Source organism: Nicoletella semolina (assembly GCF_004345745.1).
Taxonomy (GTDB): Bacteria; Pseudomonadota; Gammaproteobacteria; order Enterobacterales; family Pasteurellaceae; genus Nicoletella; species Nicoletella semolina.
Map to the genome: position 1 here is coordinate 47763 of NZ_SLXJ01000007.1, position 21102 is coordinate 68864.

Sequence of the window (21102 nt, forward strand, 5' to 3'; positions counted from 1 at the left end):
TTACTTACACTGAAATGAGTACGATTAAGAGGGAATATGAAGAAAAAATTGTTTCAAGCTATTTTTTTTAGTGCTACGACATTGTCTAGCTTTGCTTTTGCTGATGTGCATTCCGTTGCAGAATTACAGAGACGTTTAGAAAATGCCAATCAATATAATGCAGATTTTGAGCAGATTGTGCGTTCAAATAAAGGCGTTGAGATACAAAAAGGTGACGGAAAATTTTTTGTTAAACGCCCAAATTTATTCCGAATGGAGACTAACACGCCACAAGAAAATACCATTATTTCTGACGGTAAGGCTTTGTGGTTTTATGATCCTTTTGTTGAACAGGTAACAGTGAATGGGCTGGAAGAGTCAGTGAGTAGTACACCATTCGTTTTACTGACTAGTAATGATAAATCGCATTGGGAAAAATATGATGTTACACAAAATTCGGATACTTTTACTTTAAAACCGAAATCAAAGAGCACAATTAAACAGTTTGATTTGCGAATTGATGATAAAGGGGTACTGAAAGGGTTTAGTGTTATTGAACAAGATGGACAGAGTAATTTATATATATTGCGTAATATTTCAACTGCAACGCAGCCAAGTTCACTTTTTCAATTTTCTGCTCCTAAAGGAACAGAGATTGATGATCAACGTACTAAAAAATAACACAACGGCTACGTTTGCATAATTTAAAAAGGATCTAACCTCTTGTACTTTATCATCTGTTGTATTAGATGTATTGATGTTTAAATGGATAAAATAAAATGAAAAATATTTATCAATCTCGTGATCCACAGGAATGGCAGCAATTTTTAATCCTGTTACAAAATGCAATTAAAGAAGATAAATTGGATTTGTTACTTTCTATTTTTTTAACTATTGATGAACGTAATGCTTTGGGATTACGTGTGCAAATTGTGCGTGAATTGCTGAGCAATACGCTTTCGCAACGAGAAATTCAGCAGCAACTCAATACGAGTGCCGCTACAATTACAAGAGGGTCGAATATGCTCAAGACAGTTGATCCTGATATACTAGATTGGATCAATCATCAGCTAAACCATAAATAATGCATAATTATATCGAGAAGCATTTAAATGATTGGGAGAGCATTTCATCGTCTATTAAGAAAAATAGCGGTTACGATTGGCAAAATTTTAGCGGTATTGGCTGGATTTTATATTATCCTTACACTGCTTTTTATGGTCGTGCCTGTGCCATTTTCGTCTTATATGGCTCAGAGAAAAATAGAAAGTTGGTTACAAAGAAAAGATTATTCCATTGAATATGATTGGGTCAATTTAAAACAAATTTCTTGGCAAATGCAGATGGCGGTTATTGCCGCAGAGGATCAGAAATTTGAGCAGCATTTTGGGTTTGATTTTCAATCAATTGAAAAAGCGTTACAACGCAATGAAAAAAGCAAGAGAAAACCGAGAGGAGCTTCAACGATTTCTCAACAAACAGTTAAAAATCTCTACCTTTGGCATGAGGCAAGCTGGACGAGAAAGGTCATTGAAGTGCCGCTAACGCTGTTGGTTGAAAATATTTGGGATAAATCTCGTATTTTAGAAGTTTATTTGAATATTGCTGAATTTGGATACGGTATTTTTGGCGTAGAAGCAGCAGCTCAATATTATTTTCATAAATCCGCAAATCTTTTAACCTTGCAGGAGGCATCGCTTTTAGCTGCTTCATTACCTAACCCTCATATTTTTAAAGTGAAATCTCCAAACGCAGCAATGCGTACTCGCCAACACTGGATTATGCGACAGGTTCAGAATTTAGGCGGTGCAGCCTATTTAGATAAATTATAAATTTGCCAGCCTATTGGACTTAGATGAAAGAATATGAAATGAAATTATTAATGCTTTGCCGAGAACCTCGTTTATATAGTTGTCAGCGTTTAGCCGAGGCAGCAAAAGGATTTGGTATTGATCTTGATATCCTTGATCCTAATCGTTTTCATATTAAATTAGCACCTTCAGGCACTGAACTTCATTATCAACGAGGCAAGCATTTCGATAAGAAAAGCGTAAATGAACCAATCGTTTGCTTAGACCTTATGAACGAATATCAAGGCGTCTTACCTCGCTTTGGCACATTGAGTACAGAAATGGGGTGTAATGTATTACGTCAATTTGAGCTAGCAGGCATTGTAACATTAAATAGTTCCGCCGCTTTTCGACTAGCACGAGATAAGTGGCAATCGCTACAACTGTTGCACGCTCAAGGTATTCCTATTCCGATCACCGTATTTAGTGGTGATCTTTTTAACAATAGGGATAGTGTAGCTCAATTTTCCTTTCCTGCTGTCATTAAGACATTGTCAGGCTCACAAGGTGTTGGAGTAATGTTAGCAGAAAATCGTAGCAGTGGAGTAAGTATGCTTGATACCTTGCGAGCTGCCAATATTCCTACTTTATTACAACAGTTTATTGCAGAATCAAGTGGGCGAGATATTCGAGCATTTGTGATTGGGGATAACGTTGTTGCAGCAATGCAACGAGAAAGCTCAACGGGTGAATTTCGAGCCAATATTCATCAAGGTGGGCAAGCAAAAGTATTAAACTTAACAAAAGAGGATCAAGATTTAGCCGTCCAAGCCACTAAAGCATTAGGACTTGATGTGGCTGGCGTGGATTTAATTGAAACCCACTCTGGCTTGCAAGTTCTAGAAGTGAATGCGAGCCCAGGGTTAGAAATGATTGAATCTGTGAGCCAAATAGATATTGCAAATCTAATCATTCGTCATCTTTTGCAAAAAATAGAGGAAAATTAACCGCTAGTCAAAAACGAGTTATTAACAAAGATTGAGATGTGTGAATTACTAATAGCTCAATCTAAAATGGTGTAATAATGGTCCTGGTGATTGTATAAAATCCGTAAGATCTTTTTTATCCGCTTGCCCAATATAAGGGATTTGCCCTAATAGTGGTGCGTTAATCCGTTGGCTAAGTAATTCAATGAGTTCTGCATAATGGCGTAAACCAGGGTTAATGCGATTTGCTACCCAGCCTAATAATTTTACGCCTTGTTGTTGCATTACTGATGCGGTGAGTAAGGCGTGATTGACGCAGCCTTCTTTAATTCCAACAACTAAGATAGTGGGAATTTGGTGCTGATTGACCCAGTCGGCAAAAGTAATATCTTTATTAATTGGTGTTAGCCAGCCGTAAGTTCCTTCAACCAAAACGTGTTGATATTTTTGTTCTAATCGTGCCAAGTCCCTATCAAGTTTTTCTTTGCTAATATGACGAACGGCATCAAGAGCTGCAAAGACTGGCGTGCTAGAATGGATAAAAGAGTAGCTATTGATCTCTCGATACTGCACTGAAATTGGGCAGCTTTTTTGTAATAATAGAACATCACTATTATTTTGGCAGGCATAATCGTCCATATTGGGTTCAGTCGGAAGAGAGTCATCGCCACCACAAGCGATAGGTTTATAACCTACGCTGGTAATCTCATATTTTGCCAATAATTGTATCAGTGTGCGAGTAACGATGGTTTTCCCAACATCGGTATCGGATCCTGTAATAAAAAGTGTTGCCATAATTTTGCTTATATAATTTTGTAATAAATAGCCTGTAATGAACCGTGAAAAATAAAGACAATGCGTAGTTTAACGAAAAATTTACAATAAAATAATGTTCTTGATCAAAGTTTTATGTATTTGTCTATTCTTTGATAGGGACTTCATTATGCATTTATTGCCACTATGTTTACATAAAGCATTATTTAATCAGCATTGTTGCCCTAAAAAGAATGAAATCGGCTAAAATGCTCAGAGGTAAAAATCTTTGATATTAACCGCTTAATTTAGCAACTTATGCAATAATTTAACTACGTTATAACCGAAAGAGAAAAAATGTCTGCACAAATTGATTATATTTGGGTTGATACCCAGTCAAAATTGTTAGAATGCTGCACGCAAGCGAGCCAAAAATCTGTTGTGGCTTTAGATACTGAGTTTGTTCGAATTCGGTCTTACTATCCTCAATTAGGCTTGATTCAATTATTTGATGGCAATAATGTCTATTTGATTGACCCACAAGGGATTAATGATTTTAGTTGCTTTAAAGCACTGCTAGCGAATACTCAAATTATCAAGGTGTTACACGCCTGTAGCGAGGATTTAGAAGTATTTTTATATCATATTCAACAAATGCCAACGCCTATGTTAGATACTCAAATTATGGCGGCGTTTTTGGGGGAAGGGGCTTCTCTAGGATTTGCTAAATTGGTTGAATTGTATTTAGGCATTACACTAGACAAAGGTGAATCCCGCACGGATTGGCTTGCTCGTCCATTAAGTGAGAAGCAGTGTCAATATGCAGCCGCAGATGTATTTTACCTTTTGCCGATTTATCACCAGCTTGTAGAAAAACTGAACCAAACAGGCTGGCAAACCGCCGCTCAACAGGAATGTGAGACACTATTGGTTAAACGCCAACAACTATCTGATTCCCTCAAGGCTTATCAAGATATTGGCAATGCGTGGCAATTAACTTCTCAGCAGCTTGCCGTATTGAGAATATTAGCGAAATGGCGACTAGAAGAAGCTCAAAAACGGAATCGAGCATTAAATTTTATCGTCAAAGAGCAAAGTTTATGGCAAATTGCAAAAATTCAACCAAAACATACCGCTACGTTATTGGAATTTATGCACCCAAATGAAGTGCGAGCTTATGGAAAAAAATTATTATGGTTAGTTGAACAAAGTAGAGCAATCTCTGAAAAAGACTATCCCCCTCCGATCACTCGTTTAGTTGATGATCCAGATTACAAAGCGACATTGAAAGGATTACAACAGCAGATAGCACGAATTATACCAGCGGATTTACCAAGCGAATTATTTGCAAGTAAGAGACAATTAAATCAGCTATTTAAATGGCATAAAATGGGACAAGATCCGCAGCATTTGCCTGAATTGCTGCAAGGCTGGCGGCGGAGTTATGGTGAACAACTTTATCAAGCCGTCTTTGGCGGCTAAGGCACAATTTATAATTATCATTTAAGGTACTTATGCTATTTACAACAAAAGAAATGTTACAACAACAGGAACAGCAGCTTCGCTTAGCGGTTGAGCAAGCAATTGAGCTTGCTGAAAAAGCTGGGGCGGTAGCCGAGGTTGCAACAACAAAAGTTACAGGACTTTCGGTGTCTACTCGCTTAGAAAATACTGAAAATATTGAATTTAATAATGATGGCTCGCTAGGGATTTCAGTTTATCTTGGCAAACGTAAAGGTAATGCTTCCACTTCCGATTTACAGCCTCAATCTATTCAACGAGCGGTCGAATCTGCTCTAGCGATTGCAAAATATACCTCTGAAGATGAGTGTGCTGGCTTGGCAGATAAAGAAATGATGGCGTTTAATCCGCCTGATTTAGACTTATTTCATCAAGCCGATATGAGCGTAGAGGAAGCGATTGAACTTGCAACAGAAACTGAGCATTTTGCTTTAAGTAAAGATGAGCGTATCGTTAATAGTGATGGGGCAACTTTTAATTCACATTGTGGCATTCGTATCTACGGCAATAGCCACGGAATGCTACAAAGTTATCTTTCTAGCCGTTATTCTCTTTCTTGTAGCGTGATTTCTGCTTATCAAGATGCCCTTGAAAGGGATTATGAATATACCATTTCACGAGAATTTGACAAATTAGCCTCGCCCAAATGGGTAGGGGAACAGGCTGCCATTAAAGCAGTTGAACGCTTAAATCCACAGAAATTACCCACTTGTGAAGCTCCAGTGATTTTTTATAACGATGTGGCAACAGGGCTAATTGGACATTTGGCTGGGGCGATTAGTGGTGGAGCACTTTACCGTAAAGCCAGCTTTTTACAAGATAAATTAGGCGAACAAATTCTGCCTTCTTGGTTTCAATTAGAGGAAAAACCTCATTTATTAAGGCAGCTTGCTTCATCACCTTTTGATAGCGAAGGCGTGATAACAAAAGATCAGCAAATTATTCAAGATGGCGTGCTACAAACCTATTTATTAACCTCATACAGTGGGCGTAAATTAGGGCGACAAACCACAGGACACGCAGGGGGGATTCATAACTGGCTTGTACAACCTAATTGTACTGGTGGATTAGATGCGTTACTAAACGAGATGGGAACAGGGCTACTGGTAACAGAAATGCTTGGGAGTGCGATTAATGGGGTAACGGGAGAATATTCTCGTGGTGCAGCAGGTTTTTGGGTTGAGAACGGTGAAATTCAATATCCTGTGGCTGAAATTACGATTGCGGGAAGATTACAAGATATGTTTAGAAATATGGTTGCGGTAAGCGATGATATTGAACAGCGTTCAAATATTCAAACAGGTTCAATATTATTAGACAAATTGCGTATTTCTGGTGAATAATACCGACTGTAAACAAAATTTTACTGATAATAAAAATAGACTTCCATTAATTTTGATTGATGAAATTTGAAAATATGATGCCCAAAATTAACTTCCATCACCAACCGCCTCGTGAGTTTGCTGCCATTGATTTAGGATCGAATAGCTTTCATATGATTGTTGCTCGAATTGTAAATGGTTCAATTCAGGTACTATCACGGATTAAACGTCGTGTGCGTTTAGCAGAAGGGTTAGATGAACATCGAGTGCTTAATCAAGAAGCGATTGAGCGTGGAGTGGCTTGTTTGGCTTTATTTGCCAAGCGACTACAAGGGTTCTCAATTGAAAATGTTAAAGTAGTCGGAACTTATACGCTTCGCAGGGCGGTAAACAATCAGGCGTTTTTACAGCAAGCCCAACGTGTTTTTCCTTTCCCAATTGATATTATTTCAGGACAAGAAGAAGCTCGCCTAATTTATTTAGGCGTTTGCCATACTCAGCCTGAAAAAGGGCGAAAACTTGTGGTGGATATTGGTGGCGGTTCGACAGAAATGAGTATTGGAGATGAGTTTGCCCCATTACGAGCGGAAAGCCGACATATGGGGTGTGTGAGTTTTGCTAAACGTTTTTTTCCAGAGGGAAAATTAACTAAAGAAAGGTTTGAACACGCCTATCAGGTTGCGGTAGAAAAAATCGAAGATTTAAGCTGGGAGTACCGCCAGCTTGGTTGGCAACACGTTTTAGGATCATCAGGGACAATTAAAACTGTCAGTAAAATTTTAATTGCCAATGGTTATCGGGATGGCTTGATTACTGAGCGGCGTTTAAAGCGTGTTATTCAGACCTGTTTAGAATTTAATTCTCTTCACCAAATAAAGTTGCAAGGCTTGACTGAAGAGCGTGCAGATGTGCTTGTTCCCGGTCTTGCTATCTTATTAGCGTTATTCCATACGTTTCACATTCAATCAATGCGCTATTCTAATGGAGCATTACGAGAAGGGGTGATGTATGGATTGGAAAAATATTTTCAAGTAGGTAACATTCGACAACGTACGCTCGAATCCTTAGTTGAACAATTCGATATTGATCGACCTCAAGCTGAACGTGTAAAAAATACCGCACTTAATCTATTTGCACAGGTGCAATGTTGGCAGCATCCGAAGCAAGCCAAACAATTAGGTTCTATTTTGAAATGGGCGAGTTTATTGCACGAAATTGGAATCTGTATCAATCATAATGGTGTCAATCGTCATTCTGCCTATATCATTGCAAATCTAGATCTGCCAGGGTTTGATGAAGAACAAAAGAAATTATTGGCAATATTGGTACGTTTTCATTTAAACAGTGTTAATTATAGTGATATTCGCTCTATGAATCGTTTCAATAATCGTGATGTGATCACCATTTTATGTCTACTGCGTTTAGCCGTATTACTGAATCGTGCTCGCCAAGCGACAATTTCGCCTCAATATTTGCAGTTTCTGATCGAGAGTGGGCATTGGATATTAACTTTTGAACCAAATTTTCTTATTCAAAATCCATTAATACATAATGATTTAGCAGAAGAAAAAAAACTACTTAAGGCACTCCATATTGATTTCACCTACAGATAAGATAATAGTCGGTCGCTGCTGCTAATTTTCAGCAGCTTTACCATTAAATTTTGATCTATTTATCATTTTTTAAGTTTTCCTCTTGTTATTTATTCAATAACACTTTACTCTATGGAGTATATCTTCCTTTTAATTTTTATTATGGAGTGAATGCTTCATAAATGGCATATTTGCAAGAGGAGTTTGCTATGCTTTTAGGTGATTTATCTCGTGATGATTTTGCTCTTTCTTTACCGCCTGTTTTTGCTCGTTTATGTGCTAAATTAAAACAACTTGATTTAGCACATCTGCCTTTAGGTTGGCAAGAACTTGAAGAGGGAGTTCAAATGAATGTAATGGAGTTTGAAACCTCATCTCCAGCTGGTAAGAAAGCAGAAATGCACCGTAAATTTATTGATATTCAAGTGGTTATTTCTGGCGAGGAAATGATTGAGTATGGTTTGTCACAGCCTGACTTATCTCGTTTTGATGAGTACCGAGATGAAGATGATTACCAGCTTACTGATGAAATTGAGCATAAAAATGAGCTTGTTTTACAGCCGAATATGTTTGCGATCTTTCTTGCTTATGAGCCACATAAACCAGGGAATTCAGTAGGGGGAAACCATCGACTATTGCGTAAACTCGTGGTGAAAGTACCAACAGCACTTTTAGAGCAATAAGATGTCTTCTCAAGGAAAAATTTTAGATACTATTGGGGCATTAGAAAATAGTTTAACGAAAACAGAAAAGAAAATTGCAAATGCAATTTTGTCTCGCCCCAACTTGTTAGGTCAATGTTCATTATCAGAAGTTGCAAGTCAAATTGGTGTGGGTGAAGCGACGTTCATTCGCTTTTGCCGAACGCTAGGTTTTAAAGGGTATGCTGATTTTAAGTTGGATTTAGCAATTGAATTAGCGACACAACAAAAAGAAAGTGGTGAATTGCTTGATACAGATGTATCAGAAACTGACTCACCGAATGAAATTGCAATGAAGTTGCAAACAATGCTGATGAATGTCATCACAGAAACGATTAATTTATTGGATTTTGATGAGCTTGAGAAGGTTGTTGAGCAATTATGTCAAGCAAAACGGATCTTTCTCTTTGGTGTAGGATCGTCAGGGCTAACTGCAGAAGAGGTAAAGCATAAATTGATGCGTATTGGGCTACAGGCAGATGCTGTAACGAATAATCATTTTATGTATATGCAGGCAGCATTATTGCAAGCAGGGGACGTCGTTATGGGGATTAGTCATTCAGGTTATTCTGAAGAAACAACAAAAGCATTAGGCATTGCGAAAAAGAGTGGTGCGACGACTATTGCTATTACACATAATTTACGTTCCCCAATTACAGAAGTAGCTGATTATGTTTTAATCAACGGCAATCGTCAAGGCTATATGCAAGGTGACTCAATTGGCACAAAGATGGCACAGCTTTTTGTTCTTGATCTGATTTACACCTTGCTAGTCAAGGCTGAGCCAGAGAAAGCTGTACAACAGAAACAGAAAACGCTTAATGTAATTTTAGAACAGCGTATGAAATAAGTTTTTGTAGGGTAATACATATTTGTAGAGACAGTTGTATTAAAGATACATGTTGTTTCTCTTAGGGTATAAGCGGTGAGTTTATGTGGATTTTTTGCAAAAAGTTACCGCTATTTTTAAAATTTCTCTTTAATTAAGGAACTTCAAATGAAAAATCTTAAAGGTATTTTCAGTGCATTATTAGTCTCATTCAATGAAGATGGGACGATCAATGAAAAAGGCTTACGCCAAATTATCCGCCATAATATCGACAAAATGAAAGTTGATGGCTTGTATGTTGGTGGTTCTACAGGTGAAAATTTTATGCTCTCCACCGAAGAAAAAAAGGAAATTTTCCGTATTGCAAAAGATGAAGCAAAAGATCAGATTGCTTTGATTGCACAGGTTGGTAGTGTGAACTTAAAAGAAGCAGTAGAACTGGGGAAATATGCGACTGAGTTGGGTTATGACAGCCTGTCTGCGGTTACGCCATTCTATTATAAATTCAGCTTCCCTGAGATTAAAAATTTCTACGAAACGATAATTCGTGAAACTGGAAATAAGATGATCGTGTATTCTATTCCGTTTTTAACAGGGGTAAATATTGGCGTTAATCAATTTGCTGAATTGTTTGAAAATGAGAAAATCATCGGTGTGAAATTCACGGCTGGTGATTTTTATCTATTAGAACGTTTGCGTAAAGCATTCCCTAACCATCTCATTTATGCTGGATTTGATGAAATGATGTTACCTGCAAGTGTATTAGGGATTGATGGTGCGATTGGTTCAACATTTAATGTAAACGGTGTTCGTGCTCGTCAGATTTTTGAACTTGCTCAACAAGGTAAAATTAAAGAAGCACTTGAAATCCAAAATGTTACCAATGATCTGATTGAAGGTATTTTAGGTAACGGCTTATATCAAACCATTAAAGGTTTGTTAGAAGAAGAAGGCGTAAATGCAGGCTACTGCCGTGAGCCGATGACTAAAGATTTAACACCAGCACAAAAACAAATAGTGAAGGAATTAAAAGCAAAATTCCTTTCTTAGTGAAAATTTTTCTGACTTTTCCCCACCTTTGGGTGGGGATATTCAAATAATAATGAAAAAACTAATGCTGGTGTTGCTGTTAGGAAGCATATTAGAAATAAAACCGCCTACATAGACGGTTTTATTTTATTCATCTCAAAAAACTAATTTAGCACCCAAACTCGTCCAAAATGTTTCATTAAACCAGCTTGATGTCCAGCTTTTTCCCCAATGCCTTGGTATATATCGAAATGCTGACCTTTTACTGCACCTCCAACATCGAGTGCAACCATCAAGCGTAATTCGTGTCGTCCTCTCCAGTTTCCATTATGATCGATGAGCGGCATTTCGACTAACAATACACTACCTGATGGGACAATATTTCTGTCAGAAGCAACTGATGCAAGTGCAACTAATGGTACGCCAGCAGATCCTTTTACATCAAACGTTGCATCAGGTCGGAAATAAACAAATGATTGGTTACGCTCTAATAAACCTTGTAGCTTATTTGGGTTGCGTTCAGCCCATTGTCGAATAGCTTGGACAGACATTTTTTCTTTTTCTATTTCTCCTGCCTCAACTAATAAACGCCCAATAGAAGTATAGCTGTAACCATTTTTATCCCCATAAGCAAAGTGGCGTAAATTGCCGTCGCCAATATGGACAAATCCGCTACCTTGTACTTCCATTAAGAAATTATCAAGTAGCGAGTTACTATAGGCGAGTTCTAATCCTCGCCCATTCAATGCCCCTTGATAGATCTCAGATCGAGAATACTTTTTATTTCCCTGAGGGATTGCATAAATAGGATAACGAAACTCGCCCTGAGGTGTTGTTCTTGCTTCAATAATGGGAACAAAATAACCTGTCATCATTACGTTTTGATAGCCATCTTGTCCTCTCATTTGATTTAGCTGTACGCCATAGCGGGTCAATTCTTGAAGACGACCGCCAGCCGCAAGCCAAGAGGTAATTTTCCCATAAGTTACGGCATATTGATTTGCAAGACGAGTAGAGTAGTGACGAACATTATCTAATTGCGTTAAGAAATCTTGTTGATTAATAATTTGACCTGATTTTGCAATATATGATGTCGCAACCGTTGGCATTGATTGAGGGATAAATTGCCTGCCCGTGTAACTTGCTCCAAATTTTGTTAAGTCGTAACTGTTTTGTGAGGTGTTATTACAACTTGTAATGAATGCAATTGCCGAGAGTAGGGTAGTTTTTTGATAAATTTTCCATTTTTTAGACATTTTCCAAGCCGAAAAAGACATATTTTATATTCCCAATGATGAAGTAAAAACATAAAGACTAACAAACTTTTAATCAAAGCGATATAGGCAAGTAAATAATTTAAAATCAATTTATAGATTGGGCGTGGTTTAAGCGATATTTCTTAAACTTAGCGTAAATGTCCCGCTCGTTGCTATATAACATATTATGTTATTGAGTATAATGCTTTATACTGTGTCTTTTACATACGGAGATTATTATGATTATTGGTATTGTGGGTTGTGGTGGAATTGCTTATGCACACGCGTATGCGATGTCCCATATAAAACAAATTACAGGATTAGCATTGTATGGTAGAGCAGAGAGTATGCTTAAATTAAGTGAATCTGTTTCTTTACCAACTACTTTATGTGATAGCTTAGAACAACTTGCAGAGATATGCGATGCTTTTGTGATATGTACGCCAAACCATTTACACGTTGAACTTGCAAAACAGGTGTTAGCCCATAAAAAAATCCCGTTACTTTGTGAAAAGCCGTTGTCTACCACTTTAGGATCAGCCAATCAATTGGTAGAAATAGCACCGCCAAAAAGTATTATTTCCTTTAACTATCGCTATAACCGTGTAGTTCAAAGAATACTGCAACTGATTGAAAACAATAATTTAGGTAAATTAGTCTTTTTTTCAGTCGATTTTAATCGGAATTCCGCTCTAACACGTCATCACCTCACTTGGAAAGAGTCTTCTCACCAACATAAAAGTAGTGGTGCATTAGGGGATTTATCTTGCCATCTTTTAGATTTATTCTGCCTATTCAGCCAAAGTCAAATAGCTCTTAATAATTTAACTATTGTCAAAGGAACAAGAGTGAAAAGTAAAGAGGGCGTAAATATACAGGTAGATGATAATGGTTATATCTTAGGAACAGCAAATAATGGTACTTTTTTTCGAATTCACGCCAGCAAATCTGAGGCAGAAGAGGATCTTGGGCTGTATCTTAATTTAATCTTTGAAAAAGGGGAAATTAGGTATTCTATTAAAGAAGAAAAAGTTATTCGCTTACTCACCTTTGATCATACCGATGTTGTTACGATTACGTTAGATGAGGAAGCAATACTTACGGATCCACCTAAAGAATTGCCATTTTGGGCGGATTCATTCATATATCTTTACAAAGATTGGGTTGAGGTTCTCACTAATTCTACACCGAGTAAATCATTACCTTATATTTCACAAGGATTACATATTCAAGAGATCATGGAAAAATTCTAGTTAGACTAAGTGAATAATAAAATGTAGTTAAAAAGCAAAAAGGCTGGGGAATCCCAGCCTTTAAAAATTATTGAGTTGATTGAATTGCCGTAAGTGCGATAGTGTAAACAATATCATCAACCAACGCACCACGAGATAAGTCATTCACTGGCTTACGCATACCTTGTAGCATTGGACCAATGGAGATTAAATCTGCTGAGCGTTGTACCGCTTTATAAGTGGTATTACCTGTATTTAAATCTGGGAAAATAAACACAGTGGCTTTTCCTGCAACTGGTGAGTTTGGTGCTTTAGAGCGAGCCACATCTTCCATAATTGCCGCATCGTACTGTAATGGACCATCAATAATTAAATCTGGGCGTTTTTCTTTTGCTAAACGAGTAGCTTCAGCTACTTTTTCAACATCTGCACCAGAACCTGATGTCCCTGTTGAGTACGAAATCATTGCAACACGAGGATCGATACCGAATGATTTAGCCGAATCTGCAGATTGAATCGCAATTTCAGCTAACTGTTCTGCTGTTGGATCAGGATTTACCGCACAGTCTCCATATACAAGCACTTGATCTGGCAGTAGCATAAAGAACACAGACGAAATAATTGAATTACCTGGTGCGGTCTTAATGATTTGCATTGGGGGACGGATAGTATTTGCCGTGGTATGTACAGCACCAGATACCAAGCCATCAACCTCATTGGCTTCTAGCATCATTGTGCCAAGCACAACTGTATCTAATAATTGCTCACGAGCAACCACTTCAGTCATTCCTTTATTTTTACGCAATTCAACCAAACGAGCGACATAGTTTTCACGCACATCCGCAGGATCAATAATGGTAATGCCAGCTCCCAATACAACGCCTTGAGCTTCTGCAACACGATGAACATCAGCTGGCGGAGCAAGTAACACACATTCAGCAATACCACGTTCGGCACAAAGTGCAGCTGCTTTGATTGTACGAGGCTCATCGCCTTCTGGTAAAACAATACGTTTTTTCGCTTGGCGAGCTAATTCAGTTAATTGATAACGGAATGCTGCAGGAGAAAGTCGGCGAGCTCTAACCGCACCTTTTGAAATTGTTTCGATAAAGCCTTCATAAAACTGCTCTGACACATAATGTTTGATCGCATCAATGCGTTCTTTATCATCAATTGGTACTTCCAAACTGAAGCTTTGAAGACTCAATGAAGTTTGCCAAGTATTGCCCTCTACACGGAAAATTGGCAATCCTGTTTCAAATGCTTGTTGGCATAATTTTGAAATTTGAGCATCAATTTTATAACCACCTGTCAGTAACAATGCACCAATTTCCACTCCATTCATCGCAGCTAACGCTGCCGCAACAATAACATCAGGACGATCGGCAGAAGCCACCAACAGGCTGCCCGCTTTGAAATGATCGACCATATTTGGTAGACTTCTCGCACAGAAAGTAATGCTACGAATACGGCGTTTATACACTTCACCTTCATTAATGATTGCAGCGTGTAGATGTTTAACTAAATCAATTGCACGAGTAGCAATTAAGTCTGATTTCCAAGGGATACACGCCAGCAGTTTGATTGGACCTTTGGTGAATAAATTTTCAATTTCTGCAATATTATTTGTACTATGCTGGAAAGAGTCAAAAATCTCAGTGAGATCTGGGCGAGTACGACCAGACTCATCAACTGGGGCATTAAATTTATTGATGACGGCACCTAATAAATTTGGATTGTTTTTTCCGCCGAACTGAGAAGCTGCTGCATCAATACGTTCTTTCAATTGCGATGGTTTATCCGCAGCAGGGGCGGCAACAAGAATAATTTCTGCATCAAGTGTTTGAGCTATTTCATAGTTAATGCTACTCGCATAAGAATTTTTACGAGTGGGAATTAACCCTTCAATAACTACTATATCGCAGTTTTTAGCAAGTTGCTGATGACGCTCAACGACTTTCTCCAGCAATACATCTGTTTGATTTTGACCAATTAAGGCTTCTGCAACGCTCAACATAAATGGCTCACCAACTTCCGTTATTTGAGAAGTACGAATGATAGTTGTTGAACGATCTAAGTTATCTTCTCCACTAATTGGTTGAGCGATCGGTTTTAAAAAACCAACTTTAGCCCCTTTTTGTTCCAAAGAATGCACTAAGCCAAGGCTGACACTGGTTAAACCGACACCAGTGCTAATTGGAATTAAAATAATTGTTCTGGACATTGTAAAATTTCCAAATAAAAGATAAATACAACAAGCGGTGCATATTGAGAAAATTTTTGCAAAATTTTGACTAAAAACTACCGCTTGTAAAAGCTAAAAACCTGCCAGTTGGCAGGTTCTTCATTAAAGAACAAGACGAGCAGTATCTTGTGCAATGACTAATTCTTCATTTGTTGGGATAACAAATGCTGGGAAACGTGAATCTTCCGCTGTGATTTTTCCAGATTTACCAAAACGTGCTGCAAGGTTTGCTTGCTCATCAACCTGAATACCAAATAATTTTAGATGTTTTAAAGTTAATTCACGCACTGGACCCGCATTTTCACCAATACCGCCAGTAAAGGTAATTGCATCTAGATCGCCAATGATTGCCATATATGAACCAATATATTTTGCTAAGCGATAAGCGAAGCTATCCATTGCACGTTTAGCTGCAGGATCGGAAGCATAATTGTCTTCTGCAAAGCGACAGTCACTAGTAACCTCAGTTAAACCTAATAAACCTGATTTTTTGACTAAAATATCTTCGATCTCTTTTACTGATTTACCGCAAGAATTGTGCAAATGGAAAATGATTGCGGGATCTAAATCGCCTGAACGGGTTCCCATTACTAAGCCTTCTAACGGGGTAAAGCCCATTGATGTGTCAATAGATTGCCCATTTTTAATAGCTGCAACAGAAGCTCCATTCCCTAAATGGCAGTTGATTATATTGGTTTTTTCTACGGGTTTACCCAAAATTTTTGCAGCTTCCTGAGTAATATATAAATGACTTGTACCATGGAAACCATAGCGACGAATGCCTTCTTGTTTATAAAGTGAGTAGGGGAGAGCATATAAATACGCTTGTTCTGGCATTGTTTGATGGAAGGCTGTATCAAAGACAGCTACATTTTTATCTTTTAAATGAGGGAATGTTTTAAGTGCTTCTTGGATACCAAGCAAATTTGCAGGATTATGAAGTGGAGCAAATGATGCAACATCACTAATGCCTTTAATTACTTCATCAGTAATAACAACAGATTGCGTATATTTTTCACCACCGTGTACCACACGATGACCAATCGCTGAAATATTATCTTTTAATTCTTGTGTAAGAACATTTGAAACAATGAAATTAAGTGCCTCGCTGTGTGCGGCACCATTTCCTAAGTCTGCACTGCCTTTTTCGCCATTCAGCTTCCACTTAATACGAGCGTCAGGTAGACTCAACGCTTCAGCTAAACCAGAGAGATATTCATCACCATTTTGAGGATCAATGATAGCAAATTTTAATGAAGAACTACCGCAATTAAGGATAAGAATTAAATTTTTGGACATAATCAAGCACCTTGAGGGTTAAAAAATAGACGATGCGTAAATCCACGCATTTCTTGCTAAGGATACACTTTTCGAGCGATAAAATAAATTCTTTATTGGAGAAAAAAGAAGCTATTCATTAAAAAAGTTGAAAAATTATCAAAAATTTTGATCTAGATAAGAAACTGAAGAAATCAGACTCGTAGGATTTATTTACAATGAAAAATATGAAGCAAACGAGTGGTGAATTTCAGCAAAAATTTTGCAAAAAACTGCCTAAAATTCACCGCTATCTATTAAAGACCTATAAAGACCTATTGTCCCAATGATTTTTGGATTTTTTTATCGGTGTTATATTGAGACAAGCTATAAATAGCCCAAATGGTCGCAGGAAGCCAGCCGATAATAGTGATCTGTAGAACAAGACACAAAATGCCTGATAATGGACGATTAATTGTAAAAAAAGTTAACCAAGGCAAAATAAAAGCAATTAATAATCTCATAAAAATCTCCAAATAATATCTGCACAAACAATTTATAATAATACAACGCTGAAATCAATTTTATTTTAATAATTTCGCATAATGCATATTATGTTAAATATAATTTTATAAACTAAGACTACATAACGATATATAATCAATGTTACAACGCTGACATTATGGCTGCATCAATAACGTTTTATTTGGCTCAAATGGCTCTTCTCGAACAAATTTTGGAACAAGGTAACCTGAAGTGATTTGCTGTAACTCTTTATAAATCGAAAATGCTTTTTGTTCATCAACCAGAAAATGATGTGCCCCTTCCACTTTATCTAAAGCGTGTAAATAATAAGGCAGAATGCCGTAATCAAATAGCTTATCACTTAGCTGTTTCAGTGTTTGAGCATTATCATTCACGCCTTTGAGTAATACGGATTGATTCAATACTACCACACCAGCTTGCTTTAATTCTATCATTTTTTGCTTAAAATAAGCATCAATTTCGTTAGCATGGTTAATGTGCGTAATAAATACAATATTCAGCGATGATTTTTCAAAAATTGTACATAATTTGTGTGTAACCCGATTTGGAATAACAACAGGCAGACGGCTATGGATACGCAAGGTTTTTATGTGCGAAATTTGTTCAAGCTGTGCGACTAACCAATCTAATTCTTCATCTTTTGCCATTAATGGGTCACCGCCAGAAAAAATGACCTCTTCTAGTTCTGGGTGTGATGCAATATACGATAAACTCTGTTGCCAAACAGTTTTACCATTTTTGATTTCATTGTAGGGAAAATGGCGGCGAAAGCAGTAACGACAATTAATCGCACAGCTATTTTTTACCATAAATAATAAGCGATTATGATATTTATGGAGGATATTCGGTGCTGGAGAATGCTGTTCTTCTAAGGGATCTTTTGTAAAGCCTTCAGCTTGTATGAATTCATCTTTAGCTGACATTGCCTGCAGTACAAGCGGGTCATTGCGTGATTTTTTTTGCATTTTTTCAGCAAACGGGCGAGGTACTCGCATAGAAAATAATTGGCGAGCTAAAATATCTTGCTCAAACGCTGAAACATCAAGTTCAAGATACTCTAGTAGTGCTTTTGGATCAGTAAATGCCTCGGCTAAATCTTGTAACCACTCTGCTCTTTCGCTACTTTCTAATCCTTTATCGTTTACTTGTTTTTCTCTGCCTTCTAGTTTTTCGTCATTTCTTACCATATTAATAGATTTTATCCTTTCTTTTTCAAACGAAAAAATTATACCTAAAAAGTAAAAAGTTGCTTAAAGATATTTTTTCAAATTGTGTGAATTGATGTATCATACCCATCTTTTTTATATACCTGCCTTATGGCAATTAATCTATTTGTTGAGGATAAAATGGCTAATTACAGCACTAATGATTTCAAACCTGGTTTAAAATTTATTCAAGATGGCGAGCCTTGCGTCATTGTTGAAAACGAATTCGTAAAACCTGGGAAAGGGCAAGCATTCACTCGGACTAAAATTCGTAAACTTATTTCAGGTAAAGTCTTAGAAATTAACTTTAAATCAGGCTCTTCTGTGGAAGCGGCTGATGTCGTAGATTACAACTATACCTACTCTTATAAAGACGAAGATTTTTGGTATTTTATGCACCCAGAAACCTTTGAGCAGATTTCTGTAGACGAAAAAGCACTAGGTGATAATGCTAAATGGTTGGTTGATCAAGCTGAGTGTATTGTTACATTATGGAATGGTTCTGCCATTGCGGTAACACCACCAAATTTTGTTGAATTAGAAGTAACCGAAACTGATCCTGGTTTGAAAGGTGATACTGCAGGAACAGGGGGTAAACCTGCAACATTAAGCACAGGTGCAGTTGTTCGTGTACCATTGTTTGTGCAAATTGGCGAGGTTATTCGTGTAGATACACGTTCTGGTGAATACGTTTCTCGTGTTAAATAATTGATTTTTTGTTGTAAACAGATAAATGAATAAATATTGCCTGAAAGAGAACTTTATCGTGAAAATATTCTCTCAATGAGGTACAATTTTGATAATTTTTATTACAACGATAACAGAGGAAGTATTATGTCAGTTAGTATTCTTGATGAACTTGAAGGTAAAATCAAACAAGCTGTTGAAACAATTCAACTTTTACAGCTTGAGGTGGAAGAATTAAAAGAAAAGAATGGTGAGGCAAATCGCCAAAATGATTCTCTGCGTAAAGAATATGAACAACTAAAAACAGAACATCAAGCATTCCAAGATCGATTACGTTCGTTATTAGGTCAAATTGATAACGTTTAAATCTAATAAACGGCTAATGTCTTAGCCGTTTTTTCATTAAATATATTTCTGTATATATTCCATACTTAAATTATAGAGCTGTTTACATTACAGATATGGCGAAACTTTATTTCTATTATTCATCGATGAATGCGGGGAAATCCACTACCCTGCTCCAATCTTCCTATAACTATCAAGAACGAGGAATGAATACGTTAGTTTACACCGCCGCAATTGATGATCGTTATGGCGTGGGTAAAGTAACGTCTCGCATCGGCATTTCACAAAATGCTCAATTATTTCGAGTAGAAACAGATTTATTTAGCGAAATCTCTGCTATTGCCTCAGAAAAATCGTTACACTGTATTCTTATTGACGAAGCACAATTTCTAACGAAAGAACAAGTCTATCAACTAACTGAAGTTGTAGACAAACATCATATTCCCGTACTTTGCTATGGGCTACGAACTGATTTCCAAGCTGAACTTTTTGAAGGCAGCCATTATTTGCTAGCTTGGGCTGATCAGCTCGAAGAGCTAAAAACTATCTGTTATTGTGGGCGTAAAGCAAATTTTGTTATTCGCACTAACGAAAATGGCGAGGCTGTCAAAGCGGGCGATCAAATCCAAATTGGTGGAAATGATACCTACCTTTCAGTTTGTCGCACGCACTATAAAGAAAAACTCAATTTATAACGTTCTTTTCGTTCAATTTGACGTACAGCATAGAGATGAATCATGCATAATTATAAGTACGATAGACAAAAGCCGTAACTAAAATGGTCAGCATAATAAGAATCTGTATTAGTCGCTTTTTTGTTAATTTTTCTATAGACATCAGTAAAACCTACTTAAAAATTTAATTCCTAAATACACCTAAAACTGCTAGACTTTGAGTTAAGTCAAATTTTATAGCGTATGTCAACTTTTATGAAAATTGTATCGGATTTAAAAACAAATGGAAGAACAGTTTGCACTATACACTGTCAAAATTGTAGCATTAGTCAATTATGTTTGCCGTTTACCCTTAATGAACACGAACTTATGCAATTAGACAACATTATTGAGCGTAAGAAACCTGTTCAGAAATCGCAAATTATTTTCAAATCGGGTGATGAATTAAATGCTATTTATGCTGTTCGTTCTGGAACGATTAAAAGTTATACTTTAAGCGAAAGTGGTGAGGAACAAATTACCGCTTTTCATTTGCCAGGCGATGTTATTGGGTTTGACGCTATTATGGATATGAGGCATATCAGCTTTGCTCAAGCTCTTGAAACAGCAATGATTTGTGAAATTCCATTTGATATCTTAGATGATCTTGCGGGGAAAATGCCTAAAATCCGCCATCAAATTATGCGTCTAATGAGTAACGAAATTAAAAGCGATCAAGAGATGATTCTTTTGCTGTCTAAGATGAATGCAGAAGAAAAACTAGCCGCATTTATTTATAATTTATCTCAACGCTACGCTGCTAGAGGATTCTCTGCTCGTGAATTCCGTTTAACAATGACAAGAGGCGACATTGGTAACTATCTTGGTCTTACCATCGAAACCATTAGCCGTCTTTTAGGGCGTTTTCAAAAAAGTAATATGATTTCGGTACAAGGAAAATATATTACAATCAACGATATGAATGAGCTTAGCGAGATAGCTGGTGTAACTAAATCTACCAGCCCTATCGCTTATACGAACGCAGAGTAATTCATATACAAAACACACAATGACATTTTAAGCGGTCGATTTGCATAAAAAATTTGTTAATCGACCGCTTAAATTTTTGACAATATGCCTTTAGAACAATTTCTCTTTTCTCCCTCTATTTATA

Annotated in this window: 21 protein-coding genes; 15 read left to right on the plus strand and 6 right to left on the minus strand. The window is 37.1% G+C overall.

All coding sequences use genetic code 11. From position 1 onward, the window contains the following. Window positions 1-36 precede the first annotated feature (36 nt). The 4 genes from lolA (at window position 37) to EV693_RS05690 (ending at window position 2776) form a co-directional block, all read left to right on the plus strand. Window positions 37-660: an outer membrane lipoprotein periplasmic chaperone LolA gene (gene lolA / locus EV693_RS05675; protein ID WP_132501404.1), complete on the plus strand. Its 624-nt coding sequence runs from the start codon at window positions 37-39 to the stop codon at window positions 658-660. Window positions 661-758: 98 nt separating this feature from the next. Then, window positions 759-1064: a trp operon repressor gene (gene trpR, locus EV693_RS05680; RefSeq protein ID WP_132501405.1), complete on the plus strand. Its 306-nt coding sequence runs from the start codon at window positions 759-761 to the stop codon at window positions 1062-1064. Between the two features lie 27 nt (window positions 1065-1091). Continuing rightward, on the plus strand, window positions 1092-1811 hold the full coding sequence (gene mtgA, locus EV693_RS05685) for a monofunctional biosynthetic peptidoglycan transglycosylase (protein WP_132501406.1): 720 nt from the start codon (window positions 1092-1094) through the stop codon (window positions 1809-1811). 38 nt (window positions 1812-1849) lie between these two features. After that, the gene (locus EV693_RS05690; protein ID WP_132501407.1) at window positions 1850-2776 is read left to right on the plus strand and encodes an ATP-grasp domain-containing protein; all 927 of its coding nucleotides are present in this window, start codon (window positions 1850-1852) and stop codon (window positions 2774-2776) included. A gap of 48 nt (window positions 2777-2824) precedes the next feature. Here EV693_RS05690 and bioD read toward each other — a convergent pair whose 3' ends face one another. Continuing rightward, the gene (gene bioD / locus EV693_RS05695) at window positions 2825-3550 is read right to left on the minus strand and encodes a dethiobiotin synthase (protein WP_132501408.1); all 726 of its coding nucleotides are present in this window, start codon (window positions 3548-3550) and stop codon (window positions 2825-2827) included. 315 nt (window positions 3551-3865) lie between these two features. Between bioD and rnd the strand changes: the two genes are divergently transcribed. From rnd to nanA, 6 genes are all read left to right on the plus strand, one after another. Further along, window positions 3866-4990 carry a ribonuclease D gene (gene rnd / locus EV693_RS05700; protein ID WP_132501409.1) on the plus strand — a complete coding sequence of 375 codons (1125 nt, stop codon included), beginning with the start codon at window positions 3866-3868 and terminating at the stop codon, window positions 4988-4990. 32 nt (window positions 4991-5022) lie between these two features. Beyond that, window positions 5023-6372, plus strand: a complete 1350-nt coding sequence (pmbA, locus tag EV693_RS05705; protein ID WP_132501410.1) for a metalloprotease PmbA — start codon at window positions 5023-5025, stop codon at window positions 6370-6372. Window positions 6373-6449: 77 nt separating this feature from the next. Continuing rightward, window positions 6450-7964: an exopolyphosphatase gene (ppx, locus tag EV693_RS05710; RefSeq protein ID WP_132501457.1), complete on the plus strand. Its 1515-nt coding sequence runs from the start codon at window positions 6450-6452 to the stop codon at window positions 7962-7964. A 188-nt stretch (window positions 7965-8152) separates the two neighbouring features. Then, window positions 8153-8626, plus strand: a complete 474-nt coding sequence (gene nanQ / locus EV693_RS05715; protein ID WP_132501411.1) for an N-acetylneuraminate anomerase — start codon at window positions 8153-8155, stop codon at window positions 8624-8626. Window position 8627: 1 nt separating this feature from the next. Then, the gene (locus tag EV693_RS05720) at window positions 8628-9494 is read left to right on the plus strand and encodes a MurR/RpiR family transcriptional regulator (protein ID WP_132501412.1); all 867 of its coding nucleotides are present in this window, start codon (window positions 8628-8630) and stop codon (window positions 9492-9494) included. Window positions 9495-9641: 147 nt separating this feature from the next. Next, a complete protein-coding gene (nanA, locus tag EV693_RS05725) occupies window positions 9642-10523 on the plus strand; it encodes an N-acetylneuraminate lyase (protein ID WP_132501413.1) in 882 nt (293 codons plus the stop codon). Between the two features lie 143 nt (window positions 10524-10666). On the opposite strand, the gene mltA is transcribed toward nanA, so the two are convergent. Next, a complete protein-coding gene (gene mltA / locus EV693_RS05730; protein WP_207906483.1) occupies window positions 10667-11758 on the minus strand; it encodes a murein transglycosylase A in 1092 nt (363 codons plus the stop codon). A 239-nt stretch (window positions 11759-11997) separates the two neighbouring features. Between mltA and EV693_RS05735 the strand changes: the two genes are divergently transcribed. Further along, window positions 11998-13011, plus strand: a complete 1014-nt coding sequence (locus EV693_RS05735; protein ID WP_132501415.1) for a Gfo/Idh/MocA family protein — start codon at window positions 11998-12000, stop codon at window positions 13009-13011. A gap of 67 nt (window positions 13012-13078) precedes the next feature. Here EV693_RS05735 and pta read toward each other — a convergent pair whose 3' ends face one another. The 4 genes from pta to epmB form a co-directional block, all read right to left on the minus strand. Continuing rightward, window positions 13079-15214 (minus strand): phosphate acetyltransferase, encoded by a 2136-nt coding sequence (gene pta / locus EV693_RS05740; RefSeq protein ID WP_132501416.1) that lies wholly within the window; start codon window positions 15212-15214, stop codon window positions 13079-13081. 123 nt (window positions 15215-15337) lie between these two features. Next, on the minus strand, window positions 15338-16534 hold the full coding sequence (locus tag EV693_RS05745; RefSeq protein ID WP_132501417.1) for an acetate kinase: 1197 nt from the start codon (window positions 16532-16534) through the stop codon (window positions 15338-15340). Between the two features lie 293 nt (window positions 16535-16827). Next, window positions 16828-17016 (minus strand): YqaE/Pmp3 family membrane protein, encoded by a 189-nt coding sequence (locus EV693_RS05750; protein ID WP_132501418.1) that lies wholly within the window; start codon window positions 17014-17016, stop codon window positions 16828-16830. Between the two features lie 156 nt (window positions 17017-17172). Then, window positions 17173-18225: an EF-P beta-lysylation protein EpmB gene (gene epmB / locus EV693_RS05755; protein WP_132501419.1), complete on the minus strand. Its 1053-nt coding sequence runs from the start codon at window positions 18223-18225 to the stop codon at window positions 17173-17175. Window positions 18226-18384: 159 nt separating this feature from the next. Between epmB and efp the strand changes: the two genes are divergently transcribed. From efp to EV693_RS05775, 4 genes are all read left to right on the plus strand, one after another. After that, window positions 18385-18951, plus strand: coding sequence for an elongation factor P (gene efp, locus EV693_RS05760; protein ID WP_132501420.1), 567 nt, complete (start codon window positions 18385-18387; stop codon window positions 18949-18951). 126 nt (window positions 18952-19077) lie between these two features. Continuing rightward, window positions 19078-19296, plus strand: a complete 219-nt coding sequence (gene zapB, locus EV693_RS05765; RefSeq protein WP_132501421.1) for a cell division protein ZapB — start codon at window positions 19078-19080, stop codon at window positions 19294-19296. Window positions 19297-19391: 95 nt separating this feature from the next. Then, complete coding sequence (locus tag EV693_RS05770) at window positions 19392-19970, plus strand: thymidine kinase (RefSeq protein WP_132501422.1); 579 nt, start codon at window positions 19392-19394, stop codon at window positions 19968-19970. A gap of 234 nt (window positions 19971-20204) precedes the next feature. After that, window positions 20205-20978: an FNR family transcription factor gene (locus EV693_RS05775; RefSeq protein ID WP_132501423.1), complete on the plus strand. Its 774-nt coding sequence runs from the start codon at window positions 20205-20207 to the stop codon at window positions 20976-20978. Window positions 20979-21102: the final 124 nt, after the last annotated feature.